This is a genomic window from Actinoplanes sp. CA-252034 (assembly GCF_050956125.1).
Taxonomy (GTDB): Bacteria; Actinomycetota; Actinomycetes; order Mycobacteriales; family Micromonosporaceae; genus Actinoplanes.
This window is the reverse complement of the sequence record NZ_CP191846.1, coordinates 9,541,698-9,559,170: the sequence shown is the minus strand read 5'-3', so window position 1 is coordinate 9,559,170 and position 17,473 is coordinate 9,541,698. Positions and strand designations below refer to the sequence as shown.

At 69.7% G+C, this 17,473-nt stretch carries 21 protein-coding genes; 17 read left to right on the top strand and 4 right to left on the bottom strand.

All coding sequences use genetic code 11. The features are described from left to right. Positions 1-163: 163 nt before the first annotated feature. The 4 genes from ACQPZW_RS43155 (at position 164) to ACQPZW_RS43140 (ending at position 3,796) form a co-directional block, all read left to right on the top strand. Complete coding sequence (locus ACQPZW_RS43155; RefSeq protein ID WP_093619993.1) at positions 164-382, top strand: hypothetical protein; 219 nt, start codon at positions 164-166, stop codon at positions 380-382. A gap of 80 nt (positions 383-462) precedes the next feature. Further along, positions 463-2,022 carry a signal recognition particle protein gene (ffh, locus tag ACQPZW_RS43150; protein ID WP_433791794.1) on the top strand — a complete coding sequence of 520 codons (1,560 nt, stop codon included), beginning with the start codon at positions 463-465 and terminating at the stop codon, positions 2,020-2,022. Positions 2,023-2,108: 86 nt separating this feature from the next. Continuing rightward, positions 2,109-2,702 carry a Uma2 family endonuclease gene (locus ACQPZW_RS43145; RefSeq protein WP_433791793.1) on the top strand — a complete coding sequence of 198 codons (594 nt, stop codon included), beginning with the start codon at positions 2,109-2,111 and terminating at the stop codon, positions 2,700-2,702. A 17-nt stretch (positions 2,703-2,719) separates the two neighbouring features. Continuing rightward, positions 2,720-3,796: an amidohydrolase family protein gene (locus ACQPZW_RS43140; protein WP_433791792.1), complete on the top strand. Its 1,077-nt coding sequence runs from the start codon at positions 2,720-2,722 to the stop codon at positions 3,794-3,796. 37 nt (positions 3,797-3,833) lie between these two features. Here the strand turns inward: ACQPZW_RS43140 and ACQPZW_RS43135 are convergent, their stop codons facing one another. Together ACQPZW_RS43135 and ACQPZW_RS43130 are read right to left on the bottom strand one after the other, a co-directional pair. Continuing rightward, complete coding sequence (locus ACQPZW_RS43135) at positions 3,834-5,327, bottom strand: hypothetical protein (RefSeq protein WP_433791791.1); 1,494 nt, start codon at positions 5,325-5,327, stop codon at positions 3,834-3,836. After that, complete coding sequence (locus ACQPZW_RS43130) at positions 5,317-5,823, bottom strand: sigma-70 family RNA polymerase sigma factor (RefSeq protein ID WP_433791790.1); 507 nt, start codon at positions 5,821-5,823, stop codon at positions 5,317-5,319. Before ACQPZW_RS43130 ends, ACQPZW_RS43135 begins: the two co-directional genes overlap by 11 nt. 83 nt (positions 5,824-5,906) lie before the next feature. Between ACQPZW_RS43130 and proS the strand changes: the two genes are divergently transcribed. The 13 genes from proS (at position 5,907) to ACQPZW_RS43065 (ending at position 14,878) form a co-directional block, all read left to right on the top strand. Further along, positions 5,907-7,313, top strand: a complete 1,407-nt coding sequence (proS, locus tag ACQPZW_RS43125) for a proline--tRNA ligase (RefSeq protein ID WP_433791789.1) — start codon at positions 5,907-5,909, stop codon at positions 7,311-7,313. Between the two features lie 2 nt (positions 7,314-7,315). Then, positions 7,316-7,996, top strand: coding sequence for a DUF402 domain-containing protein (locus ACQPZW_RS43120; RefSeq protein WP_433791788.1), 681 nt, complete (start codon positions 7,316-7,318; stop codon positions 7,994-7,996). 133 nt (positions 7,997-8,129) lie between these two features. Beyond that, entirely contained in the window at positions 8,130-8,645 is a 516-nt protein-coding gene (gene rpsP / locus ACQPZW_RS43115) for a 30S ribosomal protein S16 (protein WP_360286243.1), read from the top strand. Beyond that, positions 8,623-8,880, top strand: a complete 258-nt coding sequence (locus ACQPZW_RS43110) for an RNA-binding protein (protein WP_014447131.1) — start codon at positions 8,623-8,625, stop codon at positions 8,878-8,880. The genes rpsP and ACQPZW_RS43110 overlap by 23 nt, the downstream gene beginning before the upstream one ends. A 6-nt stretch (positions 8,881-8,886) precedes the next feature. Next, a complete protein-coding gene (gene rimM, locus ACQPZW_RS43105; protein WP_433797797.1) occupies positions 8,887-9,453 on the top strand; it encodes a ribosome maturation factor RimM in 567 nt (188 codons plus the stop codon). 10 nt (positions 9,454-9,463) lie between these two features. Continuing rightward, positions 9,464-10,228 carry a tRNA (guanosine(37)-N1)-methyltransferase TrmD gene (gene trmD / locus ACQPZW_RS43100; RefSeq protein WP_433791787.1) on the top strand — a complete coding sequence of 255 codons (765 nt, stop codon included), beginning with the start codon at positions 9,464-9,466 and terminating at the stop codon, positions 10,226-10,228. Between the two features lie 120 nt (positions 10,229-10,348). Then, the gene (gene rplS, locus ACQPZW_RS43095; RefSeq protein ID WP_433791786.1) at positions 10,349-10,705 is read left to right on the top strand and encodes a 50S ribosomal protein L19; all 357 of its coding nucleotides are present in this window, start codon (positions 10,349-10,351) and stop codon (positions 10,703-10,705) included. Positions 10,706-10,870: 165 nt separating this feature from the next. Further along, positions 10,871-11,761: a signal peptidase I gene (lepB, locus tag ACQPZW_RS43090; protein WP_433791785.1), complete on the top strand. Its 891-nt coding sequence runs from the start codon at positions 10,871-10,873 to the stop codon at positions 11,759-11,761. Next, positions 11,758-12,417, top strand: coding sequence for a signal peptidase I (gene lepB, locus ACQPZW_RS43085; RefSeq protein ID WP_433791784.1), 660 nt, complete (start codon positions 11,758-11,760; stop codon positions 12,415-12,417). The genes lepB (ACQPZW_RS43090) and lepB (ACQPZW_RS43085) overlap by 4 nt, the downstream gene beginning before the upstream one ends. 24 nt (positions 12,418-12,441) lie before the next feature. Further along, positions 12,442-12,915 carry an NUDIX hydrolase gene (locus ACQPZW_RS43080; protein ID WP_433791783.1) on the top strand — a complete coding sequence of 158 codons (474 nt, stop codon included), beginning with the start codon at positions 12,442-12,444 and terminating at the stop codon, positions 12,913-12,915. 272 nt (positions 12,916-13,187) lie between these two features. Beyond that, positions 13,188-14,021 (top strand): ribonuclease HII, encoded by an 834-nt coding sequence (locus ACQPZW_RS43075; protein ID WP_433791782.1) that lies wholly within the window; start codon positions 13,188-13,190, stop codon positions 14,019-14,021. Beyond that, positions 14,018-14,341: a DUF2469 domain-containing protein gene (locus ACQPZW_RS43070; RefSeq protein WP_067505225.1), complete on the top strand. Its 324-nt coding sequence runs from the start codon at positions 14,018-14,020 to the stop codon at positions 14,339-14,341. Before ACQPZW_RS43075 ends, ACQPZW_RS43070 begins: the two co-directional genes overlap by 4 nt. Before the next feature lie 72 nt (positions 14,342-14,413). Then, on the top strand, positions 14,414-14,878 hold the full coding sequence (locus ACQPZW_RS43065) for a murein hydrolase activator EnvC family protein (protein ID WP_433791781.1): 465 nt from the start codon (positions 14,414-14,416) through the stop codon (positions 14,876-14,878). A 255-nt stretch (positions 14,879-15,133) separates the two neighbouring features. Here the strand turns inward: ACQPZW_RS43065 and ACQPZW_RS43060 are convergent, their stop codons facing one another. Both ACQPZW_RS43060 and ACQPZW_RS43055 read right to left on the bottom strand, forming a co-directional pair. After that, the gene (locus tag ACQPZW_RS43060; RefSeq protein ID WP_433791780.1) at positions 15,134-16,327 is read right to left on the bottom strand and encodes an aminotransferase class V-fold PLP-dependent enzyme; all 1,194 of its coding nucleotides are present in this window, start codon (positions 16,325-16,327) and stop codon (positions 15,134-15,136) included. A gap of 18 nt (positions 16,328-16,345) precedes the next feature. Continuing rightward, on the bottom strand, positions 16,346-17,467 hold the full coding sequence (locus tag ACQPZW_RS43055; RefSeq protein ID WP_433791779.1) for a tyrosine recombinase XerC: 1,122 nt from the start codon (positions 17,465-17,467) through the stop codon (positions 16,346-16,348). Positions 17,468-17,473 lie beyond the last annotated feature (6 nt).

Genomic DNA, 17,473 nt, shown 5'->3' with positions numbered 1-17,473 from the left:
TATATTCCCCTTAAGTGCGTTATATGGCTTCGGTGCGACCACCGTGGGGACTCGTGCCGACCTCACCCCTAAGGGAACGGATGGGGGTCTCGGCCGATGCGGGCTGTTGCGCCGGAAAGGCATGGTGGAAGAGGTGATGTCAGACGACGGCGGGAGGCCGGCGATGGGTAAGGCGATCGCGTTCGTGGTGGGGCTCGTCGCGGTGGGCTGGGTGGCCAGCTGGCTGCTCGGACCACTGCTCTGGTATCTGTTCCTCGGCGCTCTGGTGATCGGTGGCGGCGCCGTCCTCTACGCGGCGGCCAAGCGCTCACTGGCCCCCGGCACCCGGACCCAGCGGCGTATCGAGGCGGCCGCGCGGACCTACCGCATGCGGAACCGGTGAGGATGCGACGGTACGGCTAGGCTTGCGGGCGAGCCCCCACCCCGACCAACGGCCTGAGCGAACTTAAGGACCAGCGCACCGTGTTTGACACTTTGAGCGACCGCCTCTCCGGGATCTTCGGCAAGCTGCGTGGCAAGGGCAAGCTCACCGATGCCGACATCGACGCCACCGCGCGCGAGATCCGTCTCGCGCTGCTGGAGGCCGATGTCGCGCTGCCCGTGGTCAAGTCGTTCATCGCCAGCCTGCGTGAGCGGGCCCGCGGCGCCGAGGTCTCCCAGGCCCTCAACCCGGCCCAGCAGATCATCAAGATCGTCAACGAGGAGCTCATCCAGATCCTCGGTGGCGAGGGGCGGCGGCTGCAGTTCGCCAAGCAGCCGCCGACCGTGATCATGCTGGCCGGTCTCCAGGGCTCGGGTAAGACGACGCTGGCCGGCAAGCTCTCCCGCTGGCTCAAGAACCAGGGGCACCAGCCGCTGCTGGTCGCCTGTGACCTGCAGCGCCCCAACGCGGTCAACCAGCTCCAGGTGCTCGCCCAGCGCGCCGGGGTGGACGTCTACGCCCCGCAGCCGGGCAACGGCGTCGGCGACCCGGTCCAGGTCGCCCGCGACTCGATCGAGCACGCGAAGCGGACGGCGAAGGACATCGTCATCGTCGACACCGCCGGCCGGCTCGGCATCGACACCGAGATGATGCAGCAGGCCGCCGACATCCGTGCCGCGGTCGACCCGGACGAGGTCATCTTCGTCATCGACGCCATGGTCGGCCAGGACGCGGTGCGTACCGCCGAGGCGTTCCGCGACGGCGTCGGCATCACCGGTGTGGTGCTGTCCAAGCTCGACGGCGACGCCCGCGGTGGCGCCGCGCTCTCCGTCCGGCACGTCACCGGCCAGCCCATCCTCTTCGCGTCGACCGGTGAGAAGCTGGAGGACTTCGACGTCTTCCACCCCGACCGGATGGCCGGCCGGATCCTCGACATGGGCGACCTCCTGACCCTCATCGAGCAGGCCGAGCAGGCCTTCGACGAGGACCAGAAGGAGAAGATGACCAACAAGCTGCTCGGTGGCGAGCAGTTCACGTTGGAGGACTTCCTGGACCAGCTGATCGCGGTCCGCCGGATGGGCCCGATCGCCAACATCATCGGCATGATGCCCGGCATGGGGCAGCTCAAGGGCCAGCTCGACGAGCTCGACGACAGTCACTTCGACCGGGTCACCGCGATCATCCGCTCGATGACCCCGGGCGAGCGCACCAACCCCAAGATCATCAACGGGTCCCGGCGGCTGCGTATCGCCAACGGCTCCGGCGTCACCGTCATGGACGTCAACCAGCTGCTCAACCGCTTCACTGACGCGCAGAAGATGATGAAGCAGATGACCGGCATGATGGGCCTGCCGGGCGGCCGTCGCAGCGCCACGAAGAGCTCGAAGAACAAGCGCAAGGGCACCAAGGGCGGCAACCGGCCGCGGGTCGGCGGGCGTCCCGGGGGGATGCCGGCCGGGTTCCCGGGTGGCATGCCGCAGCTGCCGCCGGGGCTCGACCCGGGCGCGCTCGGCGGGGGCCCGGGCGTGCCGCCCGGCTTCAAGCTGCCGAAACTCGACTTCAACAAGCTCAACAAGCCGCCGAAGGACGACAATCGTTGATCGGCGACTAGTCGCTTGTCCAGTTGGATTGCGCTAACTGTCAGGGGGCTAGTAGCGTGGGTGGCGATCCCAGCGAGGAGGAGCTCATGACCGCTGCCCTTCATCTCCCCGACCTGCACGATAAGCAGGACTGGACTACTGACGATTTGGCCAGCCTTCCTGAGGGACTCCGTTACGAGTTGATCGACGGAAGGCTGATCTTGCCGTCCCCCACCGGTATTCATCAGAAGCTCGGCTTCAAGCTCACACAAGCGCTGGAGGCGAGCTGCCCGCCTGGCTACGACGCGGTTCCCGACTACTCACTGGCCATTGACCGCAGCAACGAGCCTCGACCTGACGTCGTCGTGGTGCACAGAAGTGTCATGGCGCTGACGCCGGCACCGATCGATCGGGCGTTGCTTGTCCTAGAGATCATTTCGCCGACGTCTCACTTCCGGGATATGCAGGCGAAGACCACGGTCTATGCGGCGGCCGGGGTCGTTCATTACTGGGTCGTTGACCCGACAGGGCACGGCGGAGTAACTCTCACGGTGTTCCACCCCGGCCGGACTGGGGCCTACGAGACCGTCGCGAGCACCGACAAGGTGTTCAACACCGAGGTGCCCTATCCGATCACCATCGATCTGCCGGCGCTCACCGCCTTGCGTGACGAATACCTCGCCGCACTGGACGAAGCTTGATCCGGTAGGACTTAGCCATGGCGTTTCATGTGCGTGGGACGGTTCTGCCGGACGGTGAGGTCCGGGATCTGTGGCTGGTGGGGGATCGGGTCACCTACGAGCCGGTGGCCGGGGCCGAGACGATCAGTGACGGCGGGTTCATCGTGCCGGGGCTCGTCGACGCGCACTGCCACCTCGGCATCGCCTACGGGGCGAAACCGATCGAGAGTCTCGATCAGGCCCGTGAGCTGGCCGTCATCGACCGTGACGCGGGTGTCCTGGCCCTGCGTGATGCGGGTTCCCCTTTTCCGTACCCCGAATTGGACGACGAAGCGGGCGTGCCCCGCCTGGCCCGCGCCGGGCGCCACGTCGCCGCTCCCCGCCGCTATCTGCGCGACATCGGTGTCGAGGTGGCCGCCGGTGAGGTCGCCGCGGCCGTCACCGAGCAGGCGAAAGCCGGCACCGGCTGGGTGAAGCTGGTCGGCGACTGGATCGACCGGAGCGTCGGCGACCTGGCCCCGAGCTGGGACGCCGCGACGATGGCAGCCGCCGTCGAGGCCGCCCATGCCGCCGGAGCCCGGGCCGCGGTGCACACGTTCTCCGAGGAGGGCGTGGAGATCATGGTGCGCGCCGGGGTCGACTCGGTGGAGCACGGCACCGGGCTCACGCTCGACCTGGTCGACGAGATGGCCCGCCGCGGGACCGCCCTGGTGCCCACGATGATCAACATCCGGACGTTCGGGAAGATCGCCGACGCCGCACGCGGCAAATTCGACGACTACGCCGACCACATGGTCGCCCTGCGGGACAGGTTCCCCTCGGTCGTCCTCGCCGCCCACGAGGCCGGCGTGCCGATCTACATCGGCACCGACGCGGGTGGCGGCATCCGGCACGGGCTGGCCGCCGAGGAGATGCTCTACCTGCACGAGGCCGGCATCCCGGCGGTCGACGTGCTCGCCGCCGCGTCGTGGCGGGCGCGCGAGTGGCTGGGCTTCCCCGGCCTGGTCGAGGGCGGTCTCGCCGACCTGGTGGTCTACGAGACCGACCCGCGCGCCGACCTGCGGGTGGTGCGGGCGCCCCGCCGGATCGTGCTGCGGGGCGCCGTCATCAAGTGATCGGCGCCCTCGAAAGCCGAGGGCGCCGCCGAGCCGGTCAGCGGTCGAAGCGCCAGATCCACAGCTCCCGGCCGGTCGGACAGGTGAGGATCTGCTCGTCCCAGTCGCAGCGACCGGAGATCTCCGGGATCTGGCCCAGTTCGACCTTCTGGAAGTCGACGTTGGAGATGCCGCGGACCTTGAAGTGACGGTCCCCGGCGTTCTGCGTCATGGTCAGCACGTTGCCGTCGTCGACGAACCCGCCGACTCCCTGGTCGGAGTAGCGGGCCTGGCCGTTCTCGTCGTAGAGGGTGGTCGCCTTCTCGCCGCCACTGCTCGTCAGGACGTGGCCGAGGCGGAACGAGTCGTCGCCGTATCGTGGCACCGCCCCGGTCGTCCGGATCACGGTTCCGGTCTTCGCGTCGATCAGCAGCAGCCGGGCCACCGGCTGTTCCGGGGTGGCGTTGCTGTCGTTCTCGATGACGCAGAGACGTTCGCGTCCGCAGGGAAAGTGGCTCTCGAAGTACCACGGCTTCTCGTTCCGGTAGACGACACGGTCCGCCGTGGCGATGCCGGCCAGCGCTCCGTCGGCGCCGCGCACCACGGTGTAGACCGTCCCCTCGTAGGCGAACAGGCTCTCCGAGCCTGGGCGCCCCGGCATCGTCGACCGGGCCTCGCCGGTCCGGATGTCACGGATCGTGATCTCTCCCGACCTGCCCATGTCGACGAGCCGGTCGTCGGTGAAGGGGACGGCGTCGGCGTACTCCGGGGCGAAGAGGGCGGAGCCGGTCCCGCCGTCGCTGTTCGCTCCGGTGCCCATGCCGCTGATCGTCCGTTCCGGGGGCGACCCCTGGGAGTCGTCGTCAGGAACGAATCCGGCCGGCGACGTCCACAGCTTTCGGCCGCTGACCAGGTCGTACCCCTCGAGCGCCAGGGTGGGGCCGACCAGCCGGACCAGCACGTCCTGGTACAGGACGAACTGGTCGGGACCGGTGTCCGGCAGCTCCCACGTCTTCGCGCCGGTGACCGCATCGTGGAATTCGAGGAACCGCCCGGGCGGATCGGTCAACGTCCCCGACTGCGTCTCCGGCTGCCGCACCAGGATCACCACCTTCGGCGTGGTGGCGACACCCAGGTAGTACCCGCCCGCGCCGGTGAGCCGCCAGAGAACCGCCCCGGTCCGGGCGTCCAGCGCGACGGTCTCGTGCCCGCCGTTGCCGTCGGCGGAGAAGCCGATCACCCGGTCCCCGGCGATCCGGGTGTTGTTCCACATCCGCCCCTCGGCGACCCGGAGCGGCTCACCCACCGGCGCCAGGCCACGGATCCGGGCCGGTTCGGTGGCCGGCAGCAGCGGCTCGGGCTCCGGGTGCGGCCGGCCGACGGCCAGTCCCGTCCCGACGGCGACCAGCACGACCGCGGCGGCGGCCAGCGCGACCCGGCTCCGGGCGCGGCGCTGACGGCCTCGTTGCCGGGCCTGTTCGGCGCCGGCGAGCGGGATCCCGTCGGCCTGCCGGCTCAGCGTGGCGAACATCTCGTCCAGGTCAGCGGGCACGGCGGGCCACCTCCTTCTCGTTCGCCTTCACCGAGGTGTCGTCGAGGGCGGCCGCCAGCAGGGTGCGGCCCCGGAACAGCCAGGACTTGACGGTGTTCGGGGTGGCGCCGGTCTCGGTGGCTATGTCGGCGATCGACCGGTCCAGCAGGTAGTGCAGGGCGAGCGCTCGCCGCACCTTGTCGGGCAGGTCACGCATCGCGCGTACCAGCACCACCACGTCTTCGGAGGGTGGGCTGATCGAGGGCAGCGGTGGCTCGGCGGCGGCCCGGGCCCGGCGGATCCCGAGGCGTCGCCACCGGTCCGCGGACAGCCGGTTCACCACCAGCCGCAGCCACGCCTCCGGGTCGTCGTACCCGGCCAGGCGCCGCCACCGTTGCCAGGCGCGCGCATACGCCTCCTGGACCAGGTCCTGCGCCTCGACCGGGTCGCCGGTGAGCCCGTAGGCGTACCGGGCCAGCCGCCGGGACGTGTCCCGGTAGAAGTCATCGAAGTCCATCCGTCACCCCGTCTTTCTCCGATGAGGGACACGGGATGCCCACCCACCAGGTTGCAGCCGGGTCGCGACTACGATGCTTCCTCATGGCTCGCGTGCTCACTCCCCGTGCGGAGGACTTCCCCCGCTGGTACCAGGACCTCATCGCCAAGGCGCAGCTCGCCGACAACGGCCCGGTGCGCGGCACGATGGTGATCCGCCCGGTCGGCTACGCGATCTGGGAGCGCATGCAGGGCGACATGGATGCCCGCATCAAGGAGCAGGGCGTTCAGAACGCGTACTTCCCGCTCTTCATCCCGGAGAACTACCTGCGCCGCGAGGCCGACCACGTCGAGGGCTTCTCGCCGGAGCTCGCGGTCGTCACCCACGCCGGCGGCAAGGAGCTGTCCGAGCCACTGGTCGTGCGCCCCACCAGCGAGACCGTGATCGGCGAGTTCATGGCCAAGTGGGTCGACTCGTACCGTGATCTTCCTCTCCTGCTCAACCAGTGGGCCAACGTCGTCCGGTGGGAGCTGCGCCCGCGCACGTTCCTGCGCACCACCGAGTTCCTCTGGCAGGAGGGCCACACCGCGCACGCCACCGAGGCCGACGCCCGTGAGCACGCGCGTGACATCCACAAGAACGTCTACGAGGCGTTCATGACGGAGATGCTGGCCATCCCGGTCATCCCGGGCCGCAAGACCAGGGGCGAGCGGTTCGCCGGCGCCACCAACACGATGACCGTCGAGGCCATGATGGGCGACGGCAAGGCGCTGCAGATGGGCACCTCGCACGAGCTCGGGCAGAATTTCGCGAAGGCGTTCGACATCACCTACTCGTCCGCCGAGCGGACCGTCGAGCACGCCTGGACCACGTCGTGGGGCACCTCGACCCGGATGCTCGGCGGCCTGATCATGGTGCACGGCGACGACAACGGCCTGCGGCTTCCGCCGCGCCTCGCGCCGGTTCAGGTGCAGGTCATGGTGGTCAAGGCGGGCGAGGGCGTCGCCGAGGCTGCGGCCCAGCTGGTCAAGGACCTCAAGACCGCGGGTGTACGGGTGAAGCTCGACGACCGTGCGGACATCCCGTTCGGCCGTCGCGCGGTGGACGCGGAGCTGCAGGGCATCCCGATCCGGATCGAGGTCGGTCCCCGTGACCTGGCCAACGGCAACGCGGTGGTGGCCCGCCGGATCGACGGCACCAAGTCGCCGATCGCACTGGCCGAGGTGGCCGACGCCGTGGTGGCCGCGCTCAAGGCCGACCAGCAGCGCCTGTACGACGACGCCCTGGCCTTCCGCGAGGAGCGCACGGTCGAGGTGAAGACGCTGGCCGAGGCGATCGAGGCGTCGCAGACCGGGTTCGCCCGGGTGCCGTGGTCGGCGGTCGGCGAGGCCGGCGAGAAGGAGGCGAACGGCAAGGCGATCACGGTTCGCTGCCTCACCCGTGAGGACGGTTCGATGCCGGAGTCGGACGAGGAGCCGGACCTCATCGCCTACCTGGGTCGTTCGTACTGAGCGTGCGCTTCTCACCGGGTCGGCTGATCCTTCATCGCGACACCCATCACGGCCGGATCGCCTTCGTGCATCCGGGCCGGGTGATCTCCGACGACGATCGCGGGCTGCTCATCTGGGTGGCCCGCGGCTCGACCATCGCGGTGGAGACGACACTCGACGGCCGGTTCCCGCGGGAGCTGGCCTTCCCCGACTGGATGGCCGCTCCCCGAGCCCTCCGGACCGCCCAGTGGCGTGGTCCGGGAGTGCTGCGGTTCTTCCCGCCCGGCGAGAGCCACTCGGTCTGGTTCTTCCGTGACGACGAGGGCGAGTTCACCAACTACTACGTGAACCTCGAGGAGCCGGCGGTCCGCTGGGACGACGGTGACGTCGCCGGGATCGACGTGATCGATCAGGACCTCGACGTCGTGGCCACCCGTGACCGGGTGTGGCGGTGGAAGGACGAGGACGACTTCGCCGAGCGCCTGGCCTTCCCGGAGCTCTACTGGGTGCCCGACGAGGCGGCAGTGTGGGCCGAGGGCCGGCGGGTGATCGCGCGGCTCGAGGCGGGGGAGTTCCCCTTCGACGGCACCTGGACCGATTTCCGTCCCGATCCGTCCTGGCCCACCCCCGTCGAGCTGCCGTCGGGCTGGGACCGGCCGGTGGTGGCCCGGTTGGGAGAGTCGCCTGCTCGTCTGGCAGAATGAGTTGTTGGTATCCGGCATGCGACAGGCGCCCTCTAACCCCTGATCGCGATGCCAGTCCATGAGGCATCGGTCCCGCAATCCCCACGCGGGTTCCGTTCGGCTCAACCACGCAGTCATCAGGAGCGAATAAACCGTGGCCGTTAAGATCCGGCTCCTGCGGATGGGCAAGATCCGCAACCCGCAGTACCGCATCGTCGTCGCCGACTCGCGCACCAAGCGCGACGGCCGCGCCATCGAGTACATCGGCATCTACCAGCCGAAGGAACACCCCTCGGTCATCGAGGTCAAGTCCGACCGCGTTCAGTACTGGCTGTCCGTCGGCGCCCAGCCGTCCGAGCCGGTGCAGCGCATCCTGGAGAAGACCGGCGACTGGCAGAAGTTCAAGAACCTGCCGGCCCCGCCGCCGCTGCTGGTCGCTGAGAGCAAGAAGAGCAAGGCCGAGGTCTACGAGGCGGAGGCCAAGGCCGCTGCCGGTCTGACCGAGACCAAGCCGGCCACCGCGCCGAAGTCGGCGAAGAAGGCCGCTGCTCCGGAGGTCGCCGAGGCTCGCCCGGCCGACACCAAGCCGGCCGACCCGGCCGAGCCCAACCGCGAAGCCGTCGCCGAGACTGCACAGGACCCGGCCGGTGCCGGCGCCGACGCGAGCTGACGGGGCGCTCCGGCCCGCGCTGGAGCACCTCGTCAAGGGCATCGTCGACAACCCGGACGACGTCCGGGTTCGTCTGGTCGATTCGCGCCGCGGCAAGCGGCTCGAGGTTCGCGTGCACCCCGAGGACCTGGGAACGGTCATCGGGCGTGGCGGGCGGACGGCCAAGGCCCTGCGTCAGGTGATCGGGTCGATCGGCGGTCGTGGCATCCGGGTCGACATCGTCGACGCGTACTGATCGATGCTGCTAGTCGTCGGCCAGATCGGTAAACCGCACGGCATCCGGGGCGAGGTCACGGTGGTCGTGCGGACCGACGAGCCCGAGGAACGCTTCACCGCCGGGTCGGTGTTCATCACGGAGGTCCCCCGGGACCGCCGGGTGAGCGCCGGCCCGGCGGCCGTTCCCATGCCCGGTGCTCGCTATGAGGCTCCCGCACAACTCGTCCTCGAGTCGATCCGCTGGCATCAGGGCCGCGGCATCGCCGTCTTCGAGGGCGTCCGCGACCGTGACGTCGCCGAGGCGTTGAAGGGTGTGTTCCTCCAGGTGGACAGCGCCGAGGTGGCGCCGCCGGAGGACCCGGAGGAGTTCCACGACCACCAGCTGATCGGGCTGCGCGTGGAGTCCGGGGACGGCACCGAGCACGGCACGGTCCAGCGGATCGACCACGCGCCCGCCTCGGACCTGATCGTGCTCGCCAAGAAGGGCGGCGGGACGGCCCTGATCCCGTTCGTCACCGCGATGGTCCCGACCGTGGACCTGCGCGGCGGCCGGATCGTCGTCGACCTCCCGGAAGGCCTTCTCGACCTGTGACGGCACTCCTGTGAAGGTCGACATCATCTCGATCTTCCCGGACTACTTCGCTCCGCTCGATCTCTCGCTGATCGGCAAGGCGAGGACCACCGGGACCCTCGATCTCGCCGTGCACGATCTGCGTAAATGGACCTATGACGTGCACCGGACGGTGGACGACAGCCCGTACGGCGGCGGGCCCGGCATGGTCATGCGCCCCGAACCGTGGGGCGAGGCGCTGGACGCCGTCGCGTCGCCGGGGGCCACTCTGGTCGTACCATCGCCGGTCGGGAAGCCCTTCACCCAGGCCGACGCCCACCGGCTCGCAAGCCTCGACCACCTGGTCTTCGCCTGCGGCCGTTACGAGGGCATCGACCAGCGGGTGATCGACGCCGCCGCCGACCGGATGCCGGTGCACGAGGTGTCGCTCGGTGACTACGTGCTCTTCGGCGGCGAGGTCGCGGTCATCGTGATCATGGAGGCGATCACCCGGCTGCTGCCCGGGGTGCTCGGCAACGCCGACTCGCTGACCGAGGAGTCGCACGCGGCCGGTCTGCTGGAGGCTCCGGTCTACACCAAGCCGCAGTCCTGGCGCGGCCGTGAGGTCCCGGACGTGCTGCGCTCCGGCGACCACGGCCGGATCGCCCGCTGGCGGCGCGAGCAGAGCCTGCTGCGCACCGCCGACCGGCGCCCGGACATGTACGCCGCCTACCCGCCGGAACTCCTCGACAAGAAGGACCGCAAGGCGCTGGCCGAGGCCGGATTACAACTGCCCCCTCCGGGTGTGGCAAAGTAATGAGGTTGCCGTGCTCACTCACACCGTGAGCTGAGCACGAGGATCCCTTGGAGTGGCGGGGGATCAGAATGCCCATTCGCGTACCGACTTCCGGTGCGCTCTTAGTACGAGGATGCAGCGATGAACACGCTGGACGCTCTTGACGCCCAGTCGCAGCGCACCGACCTCCCGGATTTCCGGGCCGGTGACACGCTCAAGGTGCACGCCCGGGTCGTTGAAGGTAACCGGTCCCGTGTCCAGGTCTTCCAGGGCGTCGTGATCGCCCGTCAGGGCTCCGGCCTCCGGGAGACCTTCAAGATCCGCAAGATCAGCTTCGGCGTCGGTGTCGAGCGGACCTACCCGTTCAACAGCCCGGCGATCGACCGGATCGAGGTCATCACCCGCGGTGATGTCCGCCGCGCCAAGCTCTACTACCTGCGCGAGCTGCGTGGCAAGAAGGCGAAGATCAAGGAGCTTCGGGAGAAGCAGACCGTCTGATCTCCGCGGTGTTTCCGGGACGGGCGACGGCCAACTAAGCTTGCGCCCGTGCCGGATGCGCTGTAGGTGAACCATTCCAGTCCTACCGCCCGTAAAACTCCCTAGCCGGGAAACTCGGGCGGTAGTGCTGTATCCGGGGGCGGTTCGGCCGGTAGGCGGCGGGAGATGCGAAGCGTGGATCCGATGGAAGGCTATCGACCGGCACGACGCCGGCGCGGTGTGGTGCGGAAGGAGATGCCTCTCTGGCAGGAACTTCCGTTGCTACTGGTCGTGGCGTTCTGTCTGGCGGTGCTGATCCGGACGTTCCTGGTCCAGGCGTTCTACATCCCCTCGGGGTCGATGCAGAGCACCCTGGAGATCAAGGACCGGGTGCTCGTCAACAAGGTCGTCTACGACATGCGCGATCCGCTGCGCGGCGAGATCGTGGTGTTCCGCGGGACCGACGACTGGGCGCCCGAGGTGACCGAGGAGGTCAGCAACACCTTCCTCGCCAAGCTCGGCCGGACGGTCGGCGACCTGGTCGGGGTCAGCCGTCCAGGTGAGCGCGACTTCATCAAACGGGTGATCGGGCTCCCGGGTGACAAGGTCGCCTGCTGTGACTCCGGCGGGCGGATCACCGTCAACGGGGTGGGCATCGACGAGGCGTACATCGACGAGGGCTTCAACTCCGATCTGAGCCAGCCGCCGATCGCCGACCAGTGCACGAGCCGCCGGTTCAACGAGGTGACCGTCCCGCCGGGTGAGATGTTCGTGATGGGCGACCATCGCAAGGTCTCCCAGGACGCACGCTGCCAGGGAACGGTGCCGATCGAGAACATCATCGGCCGGGCGTTCGTGGTGGTCTGGCCCAGCGAGCGGTTCACCAGTCTGGACGTGCCGGATGTCTGGCGCCAGTTCGCCCAGCAGTACCCTTCGGCCGCCGCGGCTCATCCGATTCCGATGCGCGAAGAGAAGCCGGTTGTGGCCACAAACGTGTTCCCCCTTCTGCTCGGTGTCGTTTTATCCGCGCGTTCCGGCATGTCGTCATGGACGAGACGACGTAGGCTCCGAGCGTGATTGACGAGCAGACCGAGAAGCGTCAGGGATCTTTCTGGCGTGAGCTTCCCATCCTGTTGGGGGTGGCGATCCTCGTCGCCGTCCTGGTGCGCGCCTTCGTGCTGCAGACGTTCTACATCCCGTCGCCTTCGATGCAGCACACCCTGGAGCTGTGGGACAGGGTCCTGGTCAACAAGCTCGTCTACGACTTCCGTGAGCCCCGCCGGGGCGAGATCATCGTGTTCAAGGCGCCCGGCGTCTGGCAGTCCGGCACCGAGGGCGAGGACTTCATCAAGCGGGTCATCGGCCAGCCGGGCGACAACGTCGTCTGCTGTGACGAGCAGCACCGTCTGAAGATCAACGGCACGTCCATCGACGAGTCGTATGTCTACGTCGAGTCCGACGGCACCCGCAACCAGGTCGCCAGTCAGAATTTCAACATCACCGTGCCGGTCGGCCGGCTCTGGGTGATGGGTGACCACCGGGAGGCGTCCGGTGACTCGCTCCAGCACTACATCGACAGCAGCTCCACCGATGAAGCGGGCAAGATCAACGAGGCGACGGTGCCGATCGACTCGGTCGTCGGCCGCGCCTTCACGATCTTCTGGCCGGTCAACCGGGCGACCTGGCTGTCGGTCCCGGACGAGTTCGACGCCATCCCCGACGCGGTCAAGTAACACTCGCGCAATAGGGTTGGTCGCGTGACCGAGGTGATTGACCGCCGCGCCGGCCGGGTCCTCCTGGTCGATCTGGCCGGTCGGGTGCTGCTGTTGCACGGCGGCGACCCGGCGAGGCCCGGGCTGCGCTGGTGGTTCACGCCCGGCGGCGGCCTCGACGAGGGTGAGACCACCGTCGCCGCCGCCTGCCGCGAGTTGTTCGAGGAGACCGGGCTGCGGGTGACACCCGACCGGCTGGGCGAGCCGGTCCGGCACGAGGTGACCGAGTTCTCCTACGACGGCCGGCAGTATCGGCAGGAGCAGGACTTCTTCCTGTTACGGGTGCCCGACTGGCAGGTCGACACCGCCGGTATGGACGAGGAGGAACGCCTCACCATCACCGAGCACCGATGGTGGTCGGCCGCCGAGATCGAGGCCAGCCACGAGGAGATCTTCCCGATCGACCTGGCCGCCCTGTTGCGAGGGCTGACCGTCGACGCCGTGACCGAGGATTCCTGAAATGCCGGCCCCACCGCGTACCGTCGTCGCCGTGACCGAGTGCCTCCCGCAGCGGACCTCACCGCGCGCTGCCGTCGCCGAGTGCCCTCCGCGGCGGACCTCACCGCAGGTTTCCGTCGCGGAGCGCCTTTCGTGGCGGGCTTCGCGGCGCGCCGTCGTCGCCCGGTGCCTTTCGGGGCGGACGTCGCCGCGTGCGGGCGCCGCTTCGGCGGGGCGCCTTGAGTGGCCGGCCCTGTCGCGTGTCGTCGTCCGCGGGAGCGAGGTGTTCTGAGATGCTGGCCCCACCCCGTACCGTCGTCCGTCGTGAGGCCGGGCTGTATGCGCTGGAGCAGGCGCTGCAGCGCCGGGGCTTCCGACACGTGGCCGGCGCCGACGAGGCCGGCCGCGGCGCCTGCGCCGGTCCGCTCGTGGCGGCCGCCGCGATCCTGCCGGAGGGCAGACGCGGCGAGATCCCCGGCCTCGCCGACTCGAAACTGCTGACCGCGGCCGCCCGGGAGCGGGTCTACGAGCACGTGGTCGCCAAGGCCCTCGCCTGGTCCGTGATGATCATTCCGCCGACCGAGGTCGACGCCCGTGGCCTGCACGTCTGCAACCTGGCGGCGATGCGGCGGGCACTGGCCTCCCTCGACGTCCGCCCGGACTACGTGTTGACCGACGGTTTCCCGGTCGACGGCCTCGGCGTGCCCGGCCTCGCCGTGTGGAAGGGCGACCGGGTCGCCGCCTGTGTCGCGGCCGCCAGCGTCCTCGCCAAGGTCACCCGGGACCGGCTCATGGTCGAGCTCGACGCGAGGTTCCCCGACTACGGGTTCGCGGTGCACAAGGGCTACATCACCGAGGAGCACAGCACCGCGCTGACCACGCACGGGCCCTGCTCGGAGCACCGATTCTCGTATGTGAACGTCGCCGCGGCATCCGGCCGCGGCAACCGGCCCCCACGGGCGCGTCGCCCGGCCGACCCGCCGCCTGCGCTGTTCGACGTATCCGTTACCGAGCCGCTGCTGATTCTCCAAGCGGCTGAGGGTACCGTCGGCGTGGCGTCGGGCGAGCAGCCTCAGCCGTCGCCGTCGGTGGGGGAAGATAGTGCCATGGAGGGCGAGACACGATGAGCGCAGAGGATCTCGAGAAGTACGAGACCGAGATGGAGCTGCAGCTCTACCGGGAGTACCGCGACATCGTCCGCCAGTTCTCCTACGTTGTGGAGACCGAGCGCCGGTTCTACCTGGCCAACCAGGTCGACCTGCACGTGCGTAACTCCGACGGCGAGGTGTATTTCGAGGTCGAGATGCACGACGCCTGGGTGTGGGACATGTATCGGCCGGCGCGCTTCGTGAAGAACGTGCGGGTGATGACGTTCAAGGACGTCAACGTCGAAGAGCTGGAAAAACCGGACATCTCGTTGCCCGACGAGCCAGGTTTCGGCGGCTGACGGTCATCCACAGTCGGCGGCTGTCCACAGGGGCGGTCGCGACACGGGCCGCGGCCCGGCAGGCTCGGTGGCATGCCCGTTCTCGCCGTCGTCCTGCTTCTGCTGCCCACCTTCGGGGTGGTGCCGTCCTATCAGTGGCCGGTGCTGCCGCCCGTGGTGCTGCGGCGGTTCGATCCACCCCCTGAGCCGTGGCTGGCCGGCCATCGCGGCGTCGACCTCGGCGTGCCCACGGGCGCCCGGGTGCGGGCCGCCGGCGGAGGCCTCGTCGTCCATGCCGGGGCGATCGCCGGGCGGGGCGTGGTCAGCATCCTTCACGCCGGTGGGCTGCGGACGACGTACGAGCCGGTCACCGCAACCGTCCGGGCCGGCGAGATCGTCGCGGCCGGCGATCCGATCGGCGCCGTCGAGGCCGGACATCCCGGCTGCCCGCAGGCCGCCTGCCTGCACTGGGGCCTGCGCCGGGGCGACGTCTATCTGGACCCGCTGGCGCTGGTCGGCCTCGGGCGGGTCCGGCTGCTTCCCCTCGACAAGCCTTGACCCGTAATCCGGTTCTGGTCCGCCGCACGCTCTTGGTCCGTTGTCCGGTCCTGGTCCGCCGCACGCTTTCGGTCTGCTGTGCGGTCCTGGTCCGCCGTCCGGTCCTGGTCCGCCGGGTCTTGGCCCGCCGCACGCTTTCGGTCTGCTGTCCGGTCCTGGTCCGCGGACCGTCTTGGTCTGCTGTCCGGTCTTGATCTCGCCGCCCGGGTTCGGGCGCCGTTCGGCCCTTGCGGTCGGTGCCGATCACCCGGCGGGTCAGCGCTGGTAGGCGGTCAGGAGGCCGGGCAGCCGCTCGGCGAACACGTCGTACTCCTCCGGGCGGTTGTAGACCTGGCCGCTCAACCGCAGCAGGCCACGGCCGCCCCACGCGTTCACCGCGACCTCCGTGGCCAGTTTGTCGGCGATGTGCTGCCGCAACGCTTGCGCTTCCGGCGCTGTCGACGCCAGCCCCGCCGGCAGCGGCACCACCCGCATGGCGACCCCAGGTCCGCCGGGGTGCGGCAGGTCGGCGGGCGCGAGGCCGAGAGCCTCACCGACAACCCTCTGGCCGTACGTGACAAGCGTCTCGTTGTGCTCCCGGACAGCCTCCGGGCCGAGCGTCCGCAGTGTGAAGATCCCGGCCGGAGCGGCGAGCCAGGGCGTGTAGTCAACGGTCCCCTGGAACTCGATCGCGCCCGGATATCCCTCGTCATGAGCCCACGAGACGACCAGTGGCTCCATGCGGCGGCGCCAGGCCGGGGCCACGGTCATCAGCGCCGTGCCACGGGGCGCCCAGCCCCACTTGTGCAGGTTCCCCACCCAGAAGTCGGCGCCGATCGCGGACACGTCGACCGGCAGCATGCCCGGCACGTGAGCGGCGTCCACGAGCACCGGGATGTCGTGCTCGCGGGCGGCGGCGCAGATCTCCCGTACCGGAAAGAGGGTCGCCGTCGCCGACGCGACCTGGTCGATGACCAGCAACCTGGTGCGGCCGGGGCGCAGGGCCGCCCGGATCCTGGCCACCACGTCGCGCGCGGGCAAGCCCAGCGGCACCGCCACCGTCCGCGCACTGGCCCCGGCCCGCCGGCACCGGCTGCGGACCGCCATCGTGACCGCCCCGTAGGCGTGATCGGTGAGCAGCACCTCGTCCGCCGGGCCGAGCCGCACCGACTGGAGGATCATCGACACCGCTGCCGTCGTGTTCTGGATCAGCGCGCTGCCGTCCGGGTCCGCTCCCAGGAAGCCCGCCAGGTGCCGTCGGCTGTGGACGATCCGGTCCTCCAGGCCGACGGCGAAGAACCGCAGCGGGTTCGACTCCATCTCGTCCCGTAGCCGCTGCTGGACACGCTGCACGCTGATGGGGAGCGCGCCGAACGAGCCATGGTTCAGGTAGGACACCGACGGATCCAGCGAGAACAGGAGTCGCGCGCCGGGAATCGGTTGCGGTGGTGCTCCGGCCGGGGCGCTCATGCTGTGGATCGTACGATGTCAGGCCCGTGGATGCGCCTGATTGAACGCCGCACGCAGCCGCTCGGTCGACACATGTGTGTAGATCTGTGTGCTCGCCAGCGAACTGTGCCCCAGCAGCTCCTGCACCGCCCGCAGGTCGGCGCCGCCGTCCAGCAGATGCGTCGCCGCCGAGTGCCGCAGATCGTGTGGGCTGGTGTGCGGCAGGCCGGCGGCCCGGGCGGCGTCCGCGACGATCCGTCGCACCACGGTCGGCTGCAGGCGCCCACCTTTCACCCCGAGGAAGAGGGCGTCCCGGCTGGACCGGTTGACCAGCGCCGGGCGGCCGAGGCGCAGCCAGGCGTCCAGGGCCCGCCGTGCCGGATGCCCGAACGGGACGGCCCGTTCCTTGGCGCCCTTCCCGAACACCCGAACCACCTGCCTGGCGTGATCGACGTCGGCCCGATTCAGCGAACAGAGCTCCGCGACCCGGATACCGGTGGCGTAGAGCAACTCGAGAACCGCCCGATCCCGGATCTCCAGACCGTCCCCGCCCGCCCCAGCCTCCCGCGGGGCCGCCTCACCGCTCTCCCCGGCCGTTCCCGCGTCTCTCTGGGCTGTTCTCGCGTTTCCCGCGGCCGTTCCCGCGTCTTCCCCGGTCTCTTCTCCGGCTGTCCTCGCGCCCTGCTGAGCGGCCGCGGTGTCCTTCCCGCTCTCGCGGGTGATGTTCCGGGTCCTCCCGGGTTCTTCCCGCGTCGGTGGGTTCATCAGGCTGGCGGCCTGGTCCGCGCTAAGAACAGTGGGCAGGCCGCGGTGAGCGCGTGGACTGGCCAACTGGGCGCCCGGATCGTCCGGCGCGAGACCGGTACGGTGCGCCCACCCGGTGAAGGCTCGTGCCGCCGCGGCCCGCCGCGCCTGCGACGACCGCGCGGCGCCCGACCCCATCCGGGCCGCGAGCCACCCGCGAAGAACCGTGATGTCCAACTCGACGACGACGCCCCGGCCCTCGGCCACCGCATGATCGAGCAGCGACACGACATCCCCGACATAGGCCCGAACGGTGTGCTCCGACCGTCCCTCCACCACGGCGAGGTGCCGACCGAAGTCGTCCACCGCCGAGCGCAGGGCCACCGGAAGTCGTTCGTGCAGTTCCCGAATCCGCATCGCCTC